We start from the raw sequence: 16467 nt of genomic DNA on the forward strand, positions 1-16467 counted from the left end.
AGATTTATCAATGCCTCATGGGAAATGTAATCGTCGTTCTTTTTGTAATTGTAACAATGCATCCTCTATAACAGGAAGGGAATCTCTTGCACTAGCAGCGGTTGAGACAGAAATGATTCCGCCATATTGATGAACCAAACGCAACTTCTTAGTTATTTCTTTATTTCCATTTACACTTTCCGAAATTTGATCCATCAGGTGAATGAGTGAAGAAACCACCATTTGTTGGTTTTGCCGATCCATCTCATGATACACTCCACTTTGCATATGAAAGGCTCTTTCTTTGATTGTACGAATGGCAGACTCCAAAGACAAATCACGAATGGAAAACAAACTCTTTGAGTTTTCATTTTGACTATCCGGATTTTTTTTGTTTTGTTTCCTTTCAAATTCTTTTTCGACAAAATCTAGATAATAAAATCTAACCGCATATTGATGCCATCTGGCCTGGTTTGCATTCACACGATAAACTAACAAAGTCAGTATTCTTAAAACTTCAGAGACAATGTTTTGGTTAAATTCAATTGGATCTTTGAATGCTGCTGCCTCCTTCCATACTCTATGTATTTCAAGGGACAAAGGAAAAAACTGTATGATTTCTGTTTTTATAGTTCCAAACCAGGGAAGAGAAACATTTACCTTCGATGTTACCCAGTCCGATTCTTCTTTTGTTTTTAGAAAAAAATGTGGGCTATCACCCATCTTAAATTGATTCCCAAGTGAAATGATCCATTCTTGAATTTTCGCGGAGTCAGATTCAAATTCATTTTTGCCATAACCTTCGAGTCCAAACTGGAGACAAAGATTTTGCCACACCTTCAAGATCACACTAACAAAGCAAAATACGATTTCACATCGTATGGACGCAAAATACAAATCTTTATAAGTTAGGGCTTTGGCTTTTTCATCAAATGGATAGAGACTTTGTAATTCCGATAAAAACAAAACTAAAAAGGAATCAAACTCCATGCCAGATTGGTAGATTTTGTTCGTAATGGACAAAAGAACCTCATCCGCCACAGACATGGGATACAAAGGAATTTCCAAAAGATCTTTGGTTCCATTAGAATCTTTCTTTGGTTCTTTTCCTTCTGTCTTGTTGACAGTAGCCACCAGGAGTGCCGTCAAAGAGATTCTTTTAAGAAATTCAATTCGTAACATCATCGATAAGGATACAAATCTTAATCCAATTAAAAACCACTGCAAGTATTATTGTAATCGTCTCCATTGATTAAATTAAAATCTTATCTCTCCCCATACTTGCAATTTTAATTTCCTATGTTAAACTATCCTCCATGAACGTAGCTGATTCCGAAATAAAATCCCTCCTCACATCATATCCGAAGATTACTGTTTACGGACTCAGCAACGATCCTTCTAAACCAAGCCATTATGTCCCGGTTTACATCAGAGACAAAGGTTGGGGAGTAGTTGGTACCTATCCCAAGGAACATAGTGTAGGTGGATTTACTATCTATAAAAGTTTAAAAGATGTACCAAAAGAAGATCGTAAGTTTATCGATGTGTTTCGTAGCTCCGATAAAATTCCGGAAGTGATTGATGAAATCTTAAGTTTAGGCGGAACCGAAGTAATTTGGCTTCAATTGGGAATATCACACCCAGAGGCTGAAAAAAAAGCAGAAGAAGCAGGCATCCGCGTTGTCTCCAATCGATGCCTTATCATAGAACATAGAAATTATTTTTAAACAAGATACCGATTAAAAAAACTCTACTGAGCATTTTCGAAATCCATATCCTTAGAAAAGAAAAACTTAGTTTTTTCTTTTCGCTTGGAAGTCGACCCAAGATCCACAACTCCAAATGGCCCATAAAACCAACACCGGTTGAAAAAACAAACGAATCAAACGAGCCCTGTCGGTATCCAAACCAAAAGCGCTAATTCCATTCACATATTGTGAAATATTTCCCGGAAAGATTAAGACAAAAAACAAAGCAACAACCCAACCAACTTGCGCTTGTTTGTTGCGAAGCAAAATAAGGGACAATCCCAAAACGATTTCCACGGCACCTGATAAAAGAACAACCAAATCCGCATTGATTGGTAACCAAGTAGGCACCTGCGCTAAAAATTCTGTTCTATGCCAAGTTAGGTGGCCTGCTCCGGCAAAAACCAAAAATGCACCCAAGAGGATTCTTAAGACTGTCTGAAAAATATTTCTTTTGATTGGATTTGTTTCACTCATAGAGCCTTAGACTCCCGAAACAATCCAATCGACATATTGATAGATTTTAGGGAAATCCTAAGTGAGTGATTTTGAGTCTTTATCTCATTTATTAATCGACATCGGACGGTCTATCTGAGGCAATGGCCGTATGACTTTCCTTTTTGAGAACCGATCTCATAAAAAAAATTCCATCAGAAAGCCAATTCTTTCTCTTTTTCGCACCTTCTTCTCCCTAAAAGCCCTCGTCCTTTCTTCCTTTTTGATCTTCTCTGTCTTATTTTCTGCGCCCCTTTCCGCACAAAACCAAGAGAAAAATCCCCAAACCCAAACTGGAACTGGAACCGGGGGAACAGATCCTGCACCTAACCCAACTTCCAAACCGATGGAGGGAGGAATCCGTGTCACGGGCAAAAAAGACCCAAGAGATCGCGAAATCCTTCGAACACCCAATAGCATTAGTCGTTTAAACGAACAAGACATCCAAGATGCAGGAATCAACCGAACCAATGATATCGACAAACAGGTTCCCAATTTTTCCATCATCGATTCTGGATCACGTAACTTTACTTATTTTAATATTCGGGGTATGAGGAGTATCGCCTTTAGTGAGCCAGCAGTAGGCTTAATCTTAGATGGGATTCCATTGAATGATAATGTGGCACTTAACACCGAGTTATACGGTCTTGAAAATATAGAAGTTTACCGTGGGAGCCAAGCAACTCTATTTGGAAAGAATTTTCAAGGTGGTGTTGTTGAAATCAGAACAAAAAAACCAACGAACGTTCCGGAAGGAAAAATTACTTATGATGCTGGAAATTATAAAAAACAAGAAACCTCCATCTACTATAATGCCCCAATCATTCATGATAAACTTTTTTTCGGAATTGCGGGAAAAAGTACAGAACGTGAGGGATACCTTTCCAACATAACTGGATTTTATTATCCTAACAATCGTCCCTATGAAATCCCTGTTGAAATCTACAAAACACATCCCGATGGACGAAAGGGAAAAGCAGGACGTTTTCGTTTGTATTTTACTCCAAACGATATTTTTGAAGCCGATTTACAAATCAGTGCGGAGAGTTTTGATGATGGATCTTTAAATCTAGTTAACTATTTAGGAGCAAAATCAGAAAGAGAAAAAGCCTTATTACAAGGTTGTGTTGCCATGCCATCCAACTGTTCCAAGTTATATGGAACTTATATTAATAGGGTGAATGGAGACAGAAAAGTATATTGGGATTATGAAGGGAAAAGTAACGTTACAGGGAACACATATTCCTTAGCAACAACCACCAAACTCCCACATACAAATTTAAAAACTGCATCAGCGATTCGAAAGATGGATATTGATCCAATCACCGCAGACTCAGACTTTACAACAACAGACCAAAACAGATCCATCTATGTAGAAAAAGCAAAGACCTTTCTCAATGACATCTATGTTGAATCAAAAGATAAACATGATCCTTTACAATTCAAAGCGGGGATTTATGCTTCAAACAAAATCACAAACATAGACCAAGCAAGGGAACATAGATCTCAAGTTTACGTAATTAATGATTTTCCTGGTCTTAGTGCACCAACAAGAGAGAAAAATTTATCAAGACTTCATGATAAAAACGTAAGTTTTTATACCCATAATAGTTATACTTTTGCTGAAAAATTCACCATCACATTAGGAGCCAGGTTAGAAAGGCAAGAGAGTCGCCTTTCCCATACAGAACAAGCCGTTGGAATTTCACGTGCGAACAATCCGTTGGGTGAAACTCTTGTGTTATCAGATCCATATACTATTAACAATCGATACAATTACAATGTCTCTCGATTGATTTTTGATTACAAACCCATTGATAATCTTATGTTTTTTATCGGCTTTAGTCGCGGATATAAAAACGCCGGTTATAGCACTGTAGTAAATGTTCCAAACAGAGCTGCTTTCAAACCTGAGATTAACGATACAATCGAAGCTGGAATCAAATCAGAATTCTTTAAGGGAAAGTTTGGCTTAAAGTATACTCAGTTCTATACGGAAACTCAAGACTTCCACGTAGTCCGTGCCATCAATTTATCTCAGTATATCAACCTTAATGCAGAGTTAGTTACGATCAGAGGTTATGAATTAGAATCATTTATTAAACCTCAAAAAGATACCAAAATAGGCCTTTCGGCAGGTTACACAGAAGGAATTTTCAACAAGTTTCATGATTCCGTTCTCAACCGAGACTTCAATGGAAAGTGGGTTCACTTCATTCCAAAATATGACATTGTCAGTTATCTCCAATATAGAAATGAATATGGAATATTTTTTCGTGGTGAATTCCAAGCAGTCGGCCAGATGTATTTTGCAGCAGATAACACTGTGTATAGCGACCCATACTATGTAATCAATTCAAGAATTGGGTACGAAACGGATACAATTTCCGCTTATCTTTATATGAACAATATCAATGACCGCTATTACTTCACATCTTATATTGATGGGACTTTTCAAGCTGTACCAGGTGCACCAAAAACTTACGGATTTATGTTAACTTATAAAATTTAAATTTCTGGAGAAACCAATGAAAACAAAAATAAAAACCCTTCTCACCCTCATCACAGTTGGACTCTTTGTATTCCAATGCGATTTGTTTGATCCACAAGACAAAGTTACCAGTGACGATCTGGTTTCCATGTTAGCGATTCAACAAATCAATGCAAATAGTATGAGTGAAGCCCAAAGACTAGGACTAAATGTAGCTTATAGCCATAGGTTCAGCATCAAGGATGGTCCACATTTATTTTGTAGAGAGTATTCCACCGCTTATCTTGAGAAAAAAGCTGAGTGGGAACTAAACATGGAACAAACGTATACAACCATCGGAAATGCCATTGGAATTCAAATTGTTGTAGAAAGACTTAATGGACCATGTGCGATTACCAATAAAGTTGCTGCTTGCCATTATGACGGAGTGGACGGAATCAATGATCTAATCCCTTATGCATATACGACGGAAGGGGAACATAAATATCTAATTCCAGCAAATGCTTACTACGGAGTCACAGATTTAAAAAGTGCAAAAGAAGCTTGCGAAAGATTCAAAGGCACTTATGTATGTTACGATCCAAGTAAATGTTGGCAATAATATAAAAATTAAACAGAAGAACTCAAAAGTTTTTTTTGAGTTCTTCTTCTATTCTTTCTTTTAATATAAAAAATACTAATTCCACTAATCGCAAGTATCGCCGGTGTCAGTCCACCTACCACCCATATCATTTTACTTAAATGGTTGGCAAAAGTTCCAAAATGTAAGGGACGAAAAGAATCCAATACTTTGTTTCCCAAACTCTCTTTCGACATATCTACTTGATCAAATATTTGTTTTGAATTCACATCATAACGAACATAAGAACCATAGCGACTTTCTAATCCAGACGAATCAAAACGATTTCCATAAAATCCAATTGGTTCCTCTTTTGAATGATGAGGGAAAGATATATATCCTAATCGAAAACCTGGGATTTGTTTTTTTGTTTCTTCTAATAACTGATGAATAGAATATTCCGATGACCAAAGATGATGAACTACTTTTTCCTCTGGATGACTAAGGATCAAAGTGTCTCTGAGGCTCCACCATCCGCCGGTAATCGCCAAAATCAAATGAAACCACACTGCATTTATTCCAACAAACTTGTGTAAGTCGGAGAATAGGATCTGCATACTTTCTCTTAAACGGAGTCGCAAAAAACTTATCCAAAACCGTTTATAAAGTTTGATTCCACTGATTGCCAAAAACAAATAAACAACTGCAATACAACCAGTAAAAAAATACCCTACTCCTCCAAGAAAAAGACTATAATGCAAAACAAGAAGGAATCCATATAAACTATCACTTCGATTTTCTTTTAATCTTCCGGTTATATTGCCATCATATGGATTAATCAAATAAACTGTTTCTTTACTAGGAATTTCTAAATTATGAAACCAAACCTGATCCGCTTGGTCTTGGGTATCTGAGACTAACCAACCAGCAACACTTCCTTCAGGTACCTGCTCTAACAATCGTTTGTATAGAAGATCAAATGGTAATCGTTCTTGTTTTACCTCAATGGACAGTAGACCTGTGAACGCCTGGAGTTCTTTTCCATAAACCAAAAGTGAACCCGTCACTCCCAAAACCAAAAGGAAACTAGCCCCAAAAATTCCGAGGACCATATGCAGTTGATACCAAGTTTTTGCTTTCAAAAGAAAACTCCGAGTCATAGATAAATTCCATAAAATGAGAATAGGTCTCATTTTCAAGTAATTCTTCAGGAAATCCTGAAGTTATCTCCCGTTGTTTCTTGTTTACGATCGATTGGTTGGCAAAAAGAAATGACCCGAAAAACCGTCTGGGTTTTGTATCAAACGGTAGTTTTGGAATGTTCTAACATTTGTTTGATGATTTGATTTACTTCAGGACGGCAGCTCCCACAGCCAGTCCCAGCTCCCGTGTTCGCCATGATGGCTTCTAAATTGTTGGCTCCATTTTTAATTTCATCTTCAATATTGCCCCGCCCCACACTGTTACAGGAACAAACTAGTGCACCTTTCGGCGGTTTGGTGCCTGTCCCACCGGAAAGAAGTTTTCCTCGTTTTTCACCAAGCTCTACTCCACTGGAAATTAAGTTCTTATATTCAACAAACTCTGCTTTGTCACCGATAAGAATGGCACCAACTAATTTGTCACCTTTCACAATACATTTTTTATAACGTCTTCGTTTTCGATCTAAAAAAACAATTTCTTCATATTCATCGGAAAGATTTTCAAATGAAACACCAGGAAGTCTTAGAGACACTAATTCAAGCCCAGGAATTTTTAATAAATTGGAATGTAAGGAACCGGAATAGGTTTTGTATTTATAACCAAATATATGCAAGGCGGCAATTTTTGCTTGTTCTTCAGCCGCAAGAACAGTCCCATACACACCGCTTGAATGTTCAGCAACTTCCCCAATAGCATAAATATCAGGATCACTTGTTTGTAAAAATTCGTTTACTTTTATACCTTCTCCCAACTCAAATCCTAATCCTTTTGCTAAATGTAAATTTGGACTTGTTCCCATTGCATAAACAATTCCATCTGGATAAAGTTTACGACCATCTTTTAACTCAACATTTGTGACTCGTCCAAATCCATTTACTTTGGAAATTTCAGAATTGAATAATACTTCAATGTCGCGTTTTTGAATTTCTTCTTTTAGGATATCACAAGCAATAGAATCTAATTGTTTGGACATCAATCGATCTGTTCGAACAAGGACTGTTACTTTTACATTCAGTGATTTTAATGCCGCTGCCAATTCCAAACCAAGAAGGCCTCCACCAACAATCAACGCATGGGAATCGGGAACAAAAAAACCTTTGATTCGATCTGCATCATTTTTAGCTCTTAAACTAAATACTCCGACCATATCTTGCGCAATGTATTTCGGAATCTGAGGAGAACTTCCCGTCGCCAAAATCAGTTTGTTATACGAAAAAGAATTTCCGAAAGAGTCTTTCACTATCTTTGCTTCTGGCAAAATTTCTGTAACCGATGTGGAAGTGTGTAAGTTAATATTCCAAGAGATTACTTCCTCCGAATTGGCACTAGAGAGTTCTTGGAATTCTTTTTCACCGCTGATAAAATCAGGAAGAAGGATTCGATTATAAAGCGGATTTTCTTCCTTACAAATAACAGTGATTTCATCATCAGGAACTAATTCTTTATAATTTTTTATAAAAGCATAAGTACTGTTGCCTCCACCAATGATAAGAATTTTTTCTTTTTCTTTGGTATAAGGTTTTACTTGGACAGCAGAAATTTTAAACCCAGGTTGTTTGGAAAATGGATCATAGCCTTTGTTTGTTAGGTTGTTTGCCCTCGATTCGTCGTTTTTATTTTTTTTACCCCAATGCATTGGTAAAAACACAGTTCCTTGTTTGATCGTATCAGTGATTTTAGTACGAACTCGGACAAGCCCCCTTTCATTTGAAACTTCGGCAATGGCGCCATCTTCGAGTGTGATTCGTTTTGCATCTTCTGGATGGATCTCCAGATATGGTTCCGATTTGTGTTCCATCAGTTTTTGAACTTTTCCAGTCCTTGTCATGGTATGCCACTGGTCACGAATTCTTCCTGTTGTTAAAATAAATGGAAACAATTCGGAAGTTTTTTCGGAAGTATCTTCGGGCGAAACATTAAAGATTTTTGCTTTTCCATTCGCTCGATAAAAAATATGATCAGAAAATAAACGTGGAGTTCCGCCGTGATCTTTATGAGGATATGGCCACTGCACAGAACGTTTTTCTTTTAAAATTGCATAATCCAGTCCGCTGATATCAATTTTTGTATTTTTAGTTAAAGCACAATGCTCTAAAAAAACATCTTCTTCCGTTTGATAACTAAAAGAAGATCCAAACCCCATTTTTTCGGCAAATTTTTTAATGATAAAAGTATCAGCTAACGCTTCACCAGGTGGTTCTAAAATTTTTGAAAGATAAGTAACCCTACGATCTGAATTTGTCATGGTTCCTTGTTTTTCTGACCATCCAGCGGCTGGAAGAACATAGTCTGCAAAAGGAATTGCAGCAGAATTCATAGATATATCTTGAACAACAACAAGTTCGGCAGCACGTAAGCCTTGTTCAACCATTCGCGCATCAGGCAAACTTGTTGTTGGATTTGTGCAGATGATCCAAACTGCCTTCATCTTTCCTGTTCTAAGATTTTCAAACATTTCCACAGCAGTAAACCCAGGTTTACTCTGAATGACTTCGGTTTCTACTCCCCAAAACTTTGCCACTTCCTCTCTGTGAGCTGCATTACTCAAATCTCGGTGCGCTGGCAACAAATTACACAGTCCACCAACTTCCCGACCTCCCATAGCATTTGGTTGTCCAGTCAAAGAAAACGGACCACTTCCAGGTTTCCCAATTTTTCCTGTGAGGAGGGACAAATTGATAAGGGCTAAGTTTTTATTGACACCTACAACACTTTGGTTTAGTCCCATTGCCCAAAGTGACAAAAAACCTTTCGCCTTACCAATATAAGATGCTGCTAAATGAATGTCACTGACAGGAATTCCACAGGTTTCTGCTGCTGATTCTACATCAAATTCAGCTAATAAAATCTTTAACTCATCAATTCCTTCTGTATGCGATTGTATAAACTCAGAATCAATCCAGTTGTTATCGATAAGAATTTTTGCGATGGCATGAAAGAGAAAAATGTCGGTCCCTGGATGGATTTGTAAATGTAAATCCGCATCTTCGCAAGTATCAGTTCTTCTTGGATCAACGACTATGATCTTTATTTCTGGATGATTTTTTTTATGTGCTTCAATCCTACGAAATAAAATGGGGTGACACCAGGCTGGATTAGCACCAGCAATTAAAAAACAATCTGCTAACTCAATATCTTCATAAGTAATGGGGACACTATCTTCCCCCAATGCCATTTTATATCCGACCACGGCAGAACTCATACAGAGTCTAGAGTTCGTATCAATATTGTTACTACCAATAAATCCTTTAATGAGTTTGTTAATAATATAATATTCTTCTGTAAGAAGTTGACCAGACACATAAAACCCAACAGAATCAGGTCCATAAGTTTGAATTAATTTTTTAAACTGGTTCGCAATTCCAGATAAAGCGAAATCCCAGCTAACTTTTGATAATTGATTGTTTCTATCTTTTCTATGAAATGGATAAAGAACCCGATCCGTTTTATCCATCACCGTATAATGTAAGTTCATTCCTTTTGAACATAAAAGTCCTTTATTCGCAGGATGTTCCGTATCCCCTTCGATCATAATCTCAGTGGGACTCGTTTTATGTACGGTAACTCCGCAACCTACTCCGCAGTAGGAGCAAGTCGATGGATAGGATTCTCTTGTCATCACAAGAACAATCAGCAATAACTATGCCAATTGCTGAAAAATTCATAAAAATGCTTATTCCAATAGGAATTTGAACTAATTCTTCTCAGTTCGAATTTGGAAACCACGGAGAATCAAAATTTTGAATCAACATTCTGCGTATAAAACGTACATTTTCATTAGATTCTAATGAAAATGAAGAGAACCGTTATAAAAGGAAACTCAGTTACTTTTGTAACTCACTGGCAAAATAGAGCCGATTTCCTTAGAATCTGAATAATTTCTCCTATTTTCTCACTCTGCCCCTCTGAATTCCCTAAGTTTGCCATCTCATCAGTCGGATTTTTAAACTAGCTGCCTCTCTTAGGTACACTTCGTGCATATTGTAGGAAGATTGGAACCGTTCTAGGTCACCAGTCGAAATCCTTTTTTGGTCCAGGTAGGGTAACAAAATGATCAAGCGAAAGTTAATTGTCATTGGGAACGGGATGGTTGGTCACAGATTCTGCGAAAAATTGGTGGAGTTTGGTGGCACAGACAAATTTGAAATCACAGTTCTTGGAGAAGAACCAAGACGTGCCTATGATCGGGTCCATCTTTCCGAATACTTTGCTGATAAATCTGCCGATTCCTTGTATCTTTGTCCCCCAGATTGGTATAGAACCAACGGAATCAAACTTTTATTATCCGAACCTGCCATATCCATTGATACCATCAAACGCAAGTTAGTTACCAATTTAGGCACAGAATTAGAATTTGATGAATTGATTTTTGCAACTGGATCCTCTCCCTTTGTTCCACCTCTCGAAGGATTAGACAAAGAAGGAGTTTTTGTTTATAGAACCATTGAAGACCTCGAACAAACTATGGAATACAGCAAAAAAATAAAAAAAGCAGCTGTGTTAGGTGGTGGTCTACTTGGTCTTGAAGCGGCAAAAGCTTTAGTCGATTTAGGAAAAGAAACACATGTTGTTGAATTTGCTCCGAGGCTTATGCCAAGGCAATTAGATGATGGTGGAGCTTCCATTTTAAAATCAAAAATTGAAGAAATAGGCGTTGAAATTCATTTAAACAAACAAACTGAAAAAGTTCTTGGGAATGAAAAAATTGAAGGTTTCGAGTTCAAAGATGGAGGAAACCTTCAGTTTGATATGTTGATTGTATCAGCTGGAATTCGCCCTAGAGATGAGTTGGCAAAGGAAGCCGGGATTGCCGTTGGCGAACGTGGTGGTATTATCGTTGATGATGGTATGGGGACAAACGTATACGGCATCTATGCCATTGGAGAAGTAGCATTACATAGAAATTTTATATACGGACTTGTGGCTCCTGGATATGAAATGGCCGAAACACTTGCTTTTAACTTATGTAGCCCAGGTAGTAAACCAAAAGTTTATGTTGGATCAGACCTATCCACCAAACTAAAATTAATTGGTGTTGAAGTGGCTTCTTTCGGTGATGCTCTTGGACAAGCCGAACATATACCAATTGTTTTCAAAAACCCAAGAAGTGGTGTTTATAAAAAATTAGTCATCTCTCCAGACGGGAAATACTTACTCGGAGGAATCCTTGTTGGAGACGCAAAAGCGTATGGAAACCTTTTGTCCTTTTATTTGAACAAAATGGAACTTCCAGAAGAACCGGAGACTTTGATTGTTGGATCTGTTTCGGCAGAAAACTTATTTGGCGCAGATACATTACCAGATGAAGCAAAAATTTGTTCCTGCAACAATGTCTCCAAAGGTGATATCCTAAAAGCCATTCGTGAAAAAGAATGTTATGACATTACTAGTTTAAAAAATTGTTCCAAGGCCGGAAGTGGCTGCGGTGGTTGTCTACCACAAGTAAATTCAATCTTAAAAGCAGAACTAAAAGTCCAAGGGAAAGTAGTCACAGAACATCTCTGCGAACATTTCAAATATTCCCGAAAAGAACTTTTCCAAGTCATCAAAGTAAAATCATTAAAAACTTTTCCTGATGTAATCAAAGAACTTGGTCGTGGCAATGGATGTGAAGTTTGTAAACCTGCTGTAGCATCTATCATAGCGAGCATTTGGAACGAACCAATTCTGAAACATAGAGAAATCCAAGATACAAATGATAAATATCTTGCGAATATTCAAAGAGGAGGAACTTACTCTGTTGTTCCTAGAATCCCCGGTGGAGAAATCACCCCGGACAAACTCATTGCCATTGGGGACGTAGCCAAAAAGTACAATCTTTACTGCAAAATCACAGGTGGACAACGTATTGACTTGTTAGGTGCAAGAATTGACCAACTTCCAGCCATTTGGAAAGATCTGATTGAATTCGGATTTGAAAGTGGCCATGCTTACGGGAAATCAATGCGAACGGTTAAAAGTTGTGTAGGTTCCACCTGGTGCCGGTTTGGTGTTCAGGATAGCACATCCTTTGCCATCAAATTAGAAGAACGATACAAAGGAATTCGAGCACCTCATAAATTAAAGTGTGGAGTGTCCGGTTGTATACGAGAATGTGCAGAAGCTCGAGGAAAAGACTTTGGGATTATTGCAACTGAAAGAGGTTGGAATCTTTATATTGGTGGAAACGGGGGAGTAAATCCGAAACATGCAATTCTTTTTGCAGAGGATTTAGATGAAGACACTTGTATCAAGTATATCGACCGTTATATGATGTTTTATATACGAACAGCAGATAAACTAATGAGGACTTCTACTTGGTTGGAACAATTGGAAGGTGGGATTGAATATCTAAAAGATGTGGTGATCAATGATCGATTGGGTATCAATTCACAACTTGATGAAGAAATGAATTCACTTGTGAATACTTACCTCTGCGAATGGAAAGACGTTGTGGAAGATCCAGAAAAACAAAAGAAGTTTAGACATTTTGTGAATAGCCCAGAGATAGATCCAAACATTAAGTTCATTGAAGAACGTGGGCAAATTCGCCCAGTGGATTGGGTGGAAAAAGATTTAGTAAATTCATAATAGGAGAAACAAAATGGGAACAAGTATCAAAAACAAAGAAAGAGTTTTAATAGGTCCAGTTTTTGATTTTGAAAAAGAAGGTGGAGTCTCTGCAAAAGTGGGAGAAAAACAAATTGCCATATTCTATTTTGAATCTCGAAACGAATGGTATGCTTGCGACAATGCCTGTCCGCATACAGGTGATATGGTATTGTCCCGCGGTTTTTTGGGAGACAATAATGGAGAGCCAAAAGTAGTTTGCCCACTTCATAAAAGAAATTTTTCACTCACTAGCGGAGATTGCCTGAGTGGAGAAAACTACAAAGTCAATGTTTATCCAGTGATAGTTGAAAATGGATCTGTTTATCTAGAAATTGATTCATCTTCAGGTAACAATGTTTAATTGGTAGTTATATGGATTCCTTCAACAAAATAACAACCAAAGGTAAAGTGTATTTAGTGGGAGCGGGACCAGGAGATCCAGATCTTTTGACTGTTAAAGCATTCAAAACATTACGCAAGGCAGATATTGTTTTTTATGATGATTTGGTATCTCCTCGAATTTTGGGTGTTTGTCGAAAAAAAATCCAAATGGTTTATGTTGGGAAAAGACTAGGCATCCATAGTTGTTTACAAGACGAAATCAATTCTAAACTCATCCAAGCTGCCAATGAATATAAAACTGTTGTTAGATTAAAAGGTGGTGATCCATCCATATTCGGAAGAGTTGGTGAAGAATATGCATCCCTACTTTCCGAAGGAATTTCTTGTGAGATTATTGCCGGAATCACAACCGCCTCTGGTGTGGCTTCTTCCTTGGGTTTCCCGCTAACCCATAGAGATTATGCGAGAGAAATTTTGTTTTTATCAGGACACAAAAAAGACGGTGTTAACTCAGATGCTTTTAAAAACTTAAACTGTGTTGGTAAAACGATCATTGTCTATATGGGGCTCAATTCAATCGATCTCATCGTATCAGAACTTTTAGATGCAGGGAATTCCAGGGAAACTCATATCGCAGTCATCCAAAATGCAACCTTAGATACGGAACGAGTTTTTACAGGAAATTTAGATTCAATCCAGTCTATCATTCTAGAAAACCAAGTTAAATCCCCTGCCATTCTTGTGATCGGAGAGATTGTCAGATTTTATAGAGAGATGGAAATTTTGAAAAATGACTATTCTTCCATTCTCACATCCCTATAAGGGATAGGAATGAATGATATCACTGGAAAAAGAACCACACTTCGGTATGCGGAAGCCGAGGGATATGTCTATTGTCATCCCAACACCATCGAAAGGGTTAAAGCAAACAATCTTCCCAAAGGAGATCTTTTTGGTGTAGCCAAAGCTGCTGCCCTACTTGGATCTAAAAAAACAGCTGAGTTAATTCCTCATTGCCATCCAGTTCCGATTGATTCTTTTTCCATTTCATTCGAAATTTTAGAATCAAAAAATGCCATTCGAATCCAAACACAAGCAAAGTCGATTGGCAAAACAGGAATTGAAATGGAAGCCCTTACAGGTGTTACTGTCGCAGCCCTTGTGATTTATGATCTATTAAAACCAATCGATAAAGAAATTGAAATCTCTTCAGTCAAACTTTTAGAAAAAAAAGGCGGAAAAACAGATTCACAAATTTCAAAATTTGCAAGCGGATCCAATGCAAAGATTTTGGTTTGTTCCGATTCCTGTTTTGCCGGTAAAAAAGAAGACGGATCGGGAAAGGTAATTGCAGAACTTCTCAAAGCAGAAGGAGTAGATGTTTTAGAAATACAAATTGTACCGGACGAACCAACAGAAATTCAAAAAGTAATCTCTACTTGGAGTTCAGAAAAAATTGACTTAATTGTTACAACTGGAGGGACAGGCCTTGGCCCCAGAGACAATACCACAGACACCATAAAACAGATGTTAGAACAGGAAATCCCAGGGATTGCAGAGGTAATGCGTTCCTTTGGACAAGATAGAACTCCATTTGCAATGTTATCCCGTTCTCTTGCCGGAAGGATTGGAAAATCGCTCATTGTAGCAGTTCCTGGAAGTAGCAATGGGGCAAAAGAGAGTATGACTGCAATTTTACCGGCCATCTTTCATGCAAAAAAAATGATGAGAGGGGAAGGACATTGATCTCTTACAAGGAAGCTCTTAGTAAAATTCTTTCAGAAACAAAAATTTTTCCTACAGAACTCATTCCATTAGAGCAGTCTTTTGGTCGAGTCCTTGCGGAACCAGTTATGGCGGATAGAGATTATCCACCTTTTCACCGTTCGGCGATGGATGGATTTGCTATTTTTTCCGGAGATTTTTCTCCGAACAAAACCTATGTTTATGAAAAAGAACTACCTGCAGGAACAAATATCCAATTAGAACCAGGTGATGAGGCCGTTCGGATTATGACCGGCGCTCCTGTACCAGATGGCTTTGATGTTGTAATTAAAATAGAAGATTGTATTCTAAACGAATCAAACAACAAAAAACAAGTTTCTTTTACGATTCAAGAAGTCAAAACTTGGAATAACATCGCCAAACAAGGTGAAGATGTAAAAAAAGACCAATTGGTTTTGCCAAAAGGCATCCAAATTGGTACATCAGAAATCTCTTTACTCGCAAGCCTTGGAAAAGAAAAAGTTCCTGTGGTCCAATCACCTGAAGTCCATATCATTTCTACAGGAAACGAAGTGGTCCCTGTTCATCAAACACCGCTTCCTTACCAAATCAGAGACTCAAATTCTTTCACCATTAGTACTTTTTTATCCAAATTCAAAATCCAACCAAAATCCATCACTCATGTTCCAGATATAGAATCAAAAATGAAAGATTCTATAAAACAAGGACTAGAAGGTGACATCTTAATTCTTTCTGGTGGAGTGTCGATGGGTAATATGGATTTAGTTCCATCCATATTACAAAAATTAGGTGTAGAACTCATTTTTCATAAAACAGCGATCAAACCTGGAAAACCAATTTGGTTTGGAAAACGAAATGGTACCATTGTTTTTGGAATGCCAGGGAACCCATTCAGTGTCCAAACCTGTTCTCGTATTTTTTTAGAACCTTATTTACGGCAATCATTCGGATTACCCAGCCATCCCGTTTACAAACTTCCTTTCTCTACCACCAAACATAAGAAAGGTTCTCTTACGGAATTTTTCCCCGTAAAACTGGAAACCACCAACAAAACCTATCTTACACCCATTGCTTTTAATGGAAGCGGAGACATCCGTGCGGGGATTTTCTCTGACGGACTTGCTATTTTTCCAAACGAACTCTCAGAAATCCAAAAAGAAGATTGCATCGAATTTTTACCTTGGTAATCACCAAAATCCCCTCCTCCATTTGTACATTCTGTACACAGATCTTTGGGTTTTTGGTCAAAATATTGCCTGATTGTCGTACATATTCTACATAAGGGAAAACCATAAGCGTAAAGTCCATTTTTC

General features: G+C 37.6%; 12 protein-coding genes. 8 read left to right on the plus strand and 4 right to left on the minus strand.

Translation table 11 applies throughout. From position 1 onward, the window contains the following. Window positions 1–15: 15 nt before the first annotated feature. The gene (locus EHQ47_RS13170; protein ID WP_244290343.1) at window positions 16–1206 is read right to left on the minus strand and encodes a hypothetical protein; all 1191 of its coding nucleotides are present in this window, start codon (window positions 1204–1206) and stop codon (window positions 16–18) included. A gap of 89 nt (window positions 1207–1295) precedes the next feature. On the opposite strand from EHQ47_RS13170, the gene EHQ47_RS13175 reads away from it, so the two are divergent. Next, the gene (locus EHQ47_RS13175) at window positions 1296–1706 is read left to right on the plus strand and encodes a CoA-binding protein (protein ID WP_135747519.1); all 411 of its coding nucleotides are present in this window, start codon (window positions 1296–1298) and stop codon (window positions 1704–1706) included. 66 nt (window positions 1707–1772) lie between these two features. On the opposite strand, the gene EHQ47_RS13180 is transcribed toward EHQ47_RS13175, so the two are convergent. Next, window positions 1773–2204, minus strand: a complete 432-nt coding sequence (locus tag EHQ47_RS13180; protein WP_135777327.1) for a DoxX family protein — start codon at window positions 2202–2204, stop codon at window positions 1773–1775. A gap of 130 nt (window positions 2205–2334) precedes the next feature. On the opposite strand from EHQ47_RS13180, the gene EHQ47_RS13185 reads away from it, so the two are divergent. Both EHQ47_RS13185 and EHQ47_RS13190 read left to right on the plus strand, forming a co-directional pair. Then, complete coding sequence (locus EHQ47_RS13185; RefSeq protein ID WP_135777328.1) at window positions 2335–4734, plus strand: TonB-dependent receptor; 2400 nt, start codon at window positions 2335–2337, stop codon at window positions 4732–4734. 16 nt (window positions 4735–4750) lie between these two features. After that, the gene (locus tag EHQ47_RS13190; RefSeq protein ID WP_135747522.1) at window positions 4751–5314 is read left to right on the plus strand and encodes an LIC_11695 family lipoprotein; all 564 of its coding nucleotides are present in this window, start codon (window positions 4751–4753) and stop codon (window positions 5312–5314) included. Between the two features lie 8 nt (window positions 5315–5322). Here the strand turns inward: EHQ47_RS13190 and EHQ47_RS13195 are convergent, their stop codons facing one another. Further along, window positions 5323–6465 (minus strand): PepSY-associated TM helix domain-containing protein, encoded by a 1143-nt coding sequence (locus EHQ47_RS13195; protein WP_244290344.1) that lies wholly within the window; start codon window positions 6463–6465, stop codon window positions 5323–5325. A 107-nt stretch (window positions 6466–6572) separates the two neighbouring features. Further along, window positions 6573–10094: a nitrate reductase gene (locus tag EHQ47_RS13200; protein ID WP_135777329.1), complete on the minus strand. Its 3522-nt coding sequence runs from the start codon at window positions 10092–10094 to the stop codon at window positions 6573–6575. A gap of 431 nt (window positions 10095–10525) precedes the next feature. Between EHQ47_RS13200 and nirB the strand changes: the two genes are divergently transcribed. From nirB to EHQ47_RS13225, 5 genes are read left to right on the plus strand one after another with little or no spacing between them, the layout of a single operon-like run. After that, window positions 10526–13045, plus strand: a complete 2520-nt coding sequence (gene nirB, locus EHQ47_RS13205) for a nitrite reductase large subunit NirB (RefSeq protein ID WP_135747523.1) — start codon at window positions 10526–10528, stop codon at window positions 13043–13045. A gap of 13 nt (window positions 13046–13058) precedes the next feature. Further along, window positions 13059–13427 (plus strand): nitrite reductase small subunit NirD, encoded by a 369-nt coding sequence (gene nirD, locus EHQ47_RS13210; protein WP_135747524.1) that lies wholly within the window; start codon window positions 13059–13061, stop codon window positions 13425–13427. 11 nt (window positions 13428–13438) lie between these two features. Then, the gene (gene cobA / locus EHQ47_RS13215) at window positions 13439–14230 is read left to right on the plus strand and encodes a uroporphyrinogen-III C-methyltransferase (RefSeq protein WP_135747525.1); all 792 of its coding nucleotides are present in this window, start codon (window positions 13439–13441) and stop codon (window positions 14228–14230) included. 9 nt (window positions 14231–14239) lie between these two features. Next, the gene (gene moaCB / locus EHQ47_RS13220; RefSeq protein ID WP_135747526.1) at window positions 14240–15154 is read left to right on the plus strand and encodes a bifunctional molybdenum cofactor biosynthesis protein MoaC/MoaB; all 915 of its coding nucleotides are present in this window, start codon (window positions 14240–14242) and stop codon (window positions 15152–15154) included. Continuing rightward, window positions 15151–16341, plus strand: a complete 1191-nt coding sequence (locus tag EHQ47_RS13225; RefSeq protein ID WP_135777330.1) for a molybdopterin molybdotransferase MoeA — start codon at window positions 15151–15153, stop codon at window positions 16339–16341. Before moaCB ends, EHQ47_RS13225 begins: the two co-directional genes overlap by 4 nt. Window positions 16342–16467 lie beyond the last annotated feature (126 nt).

It is taken from the genome of Leptospira bourretii (assembly GCF_004770145.1).
GTDB lineage: Bacteria > Spirochaetota > Leptospiria > Leptospirales > Leptospiraceae > Leptospira_A > Leptospira_A bourretii.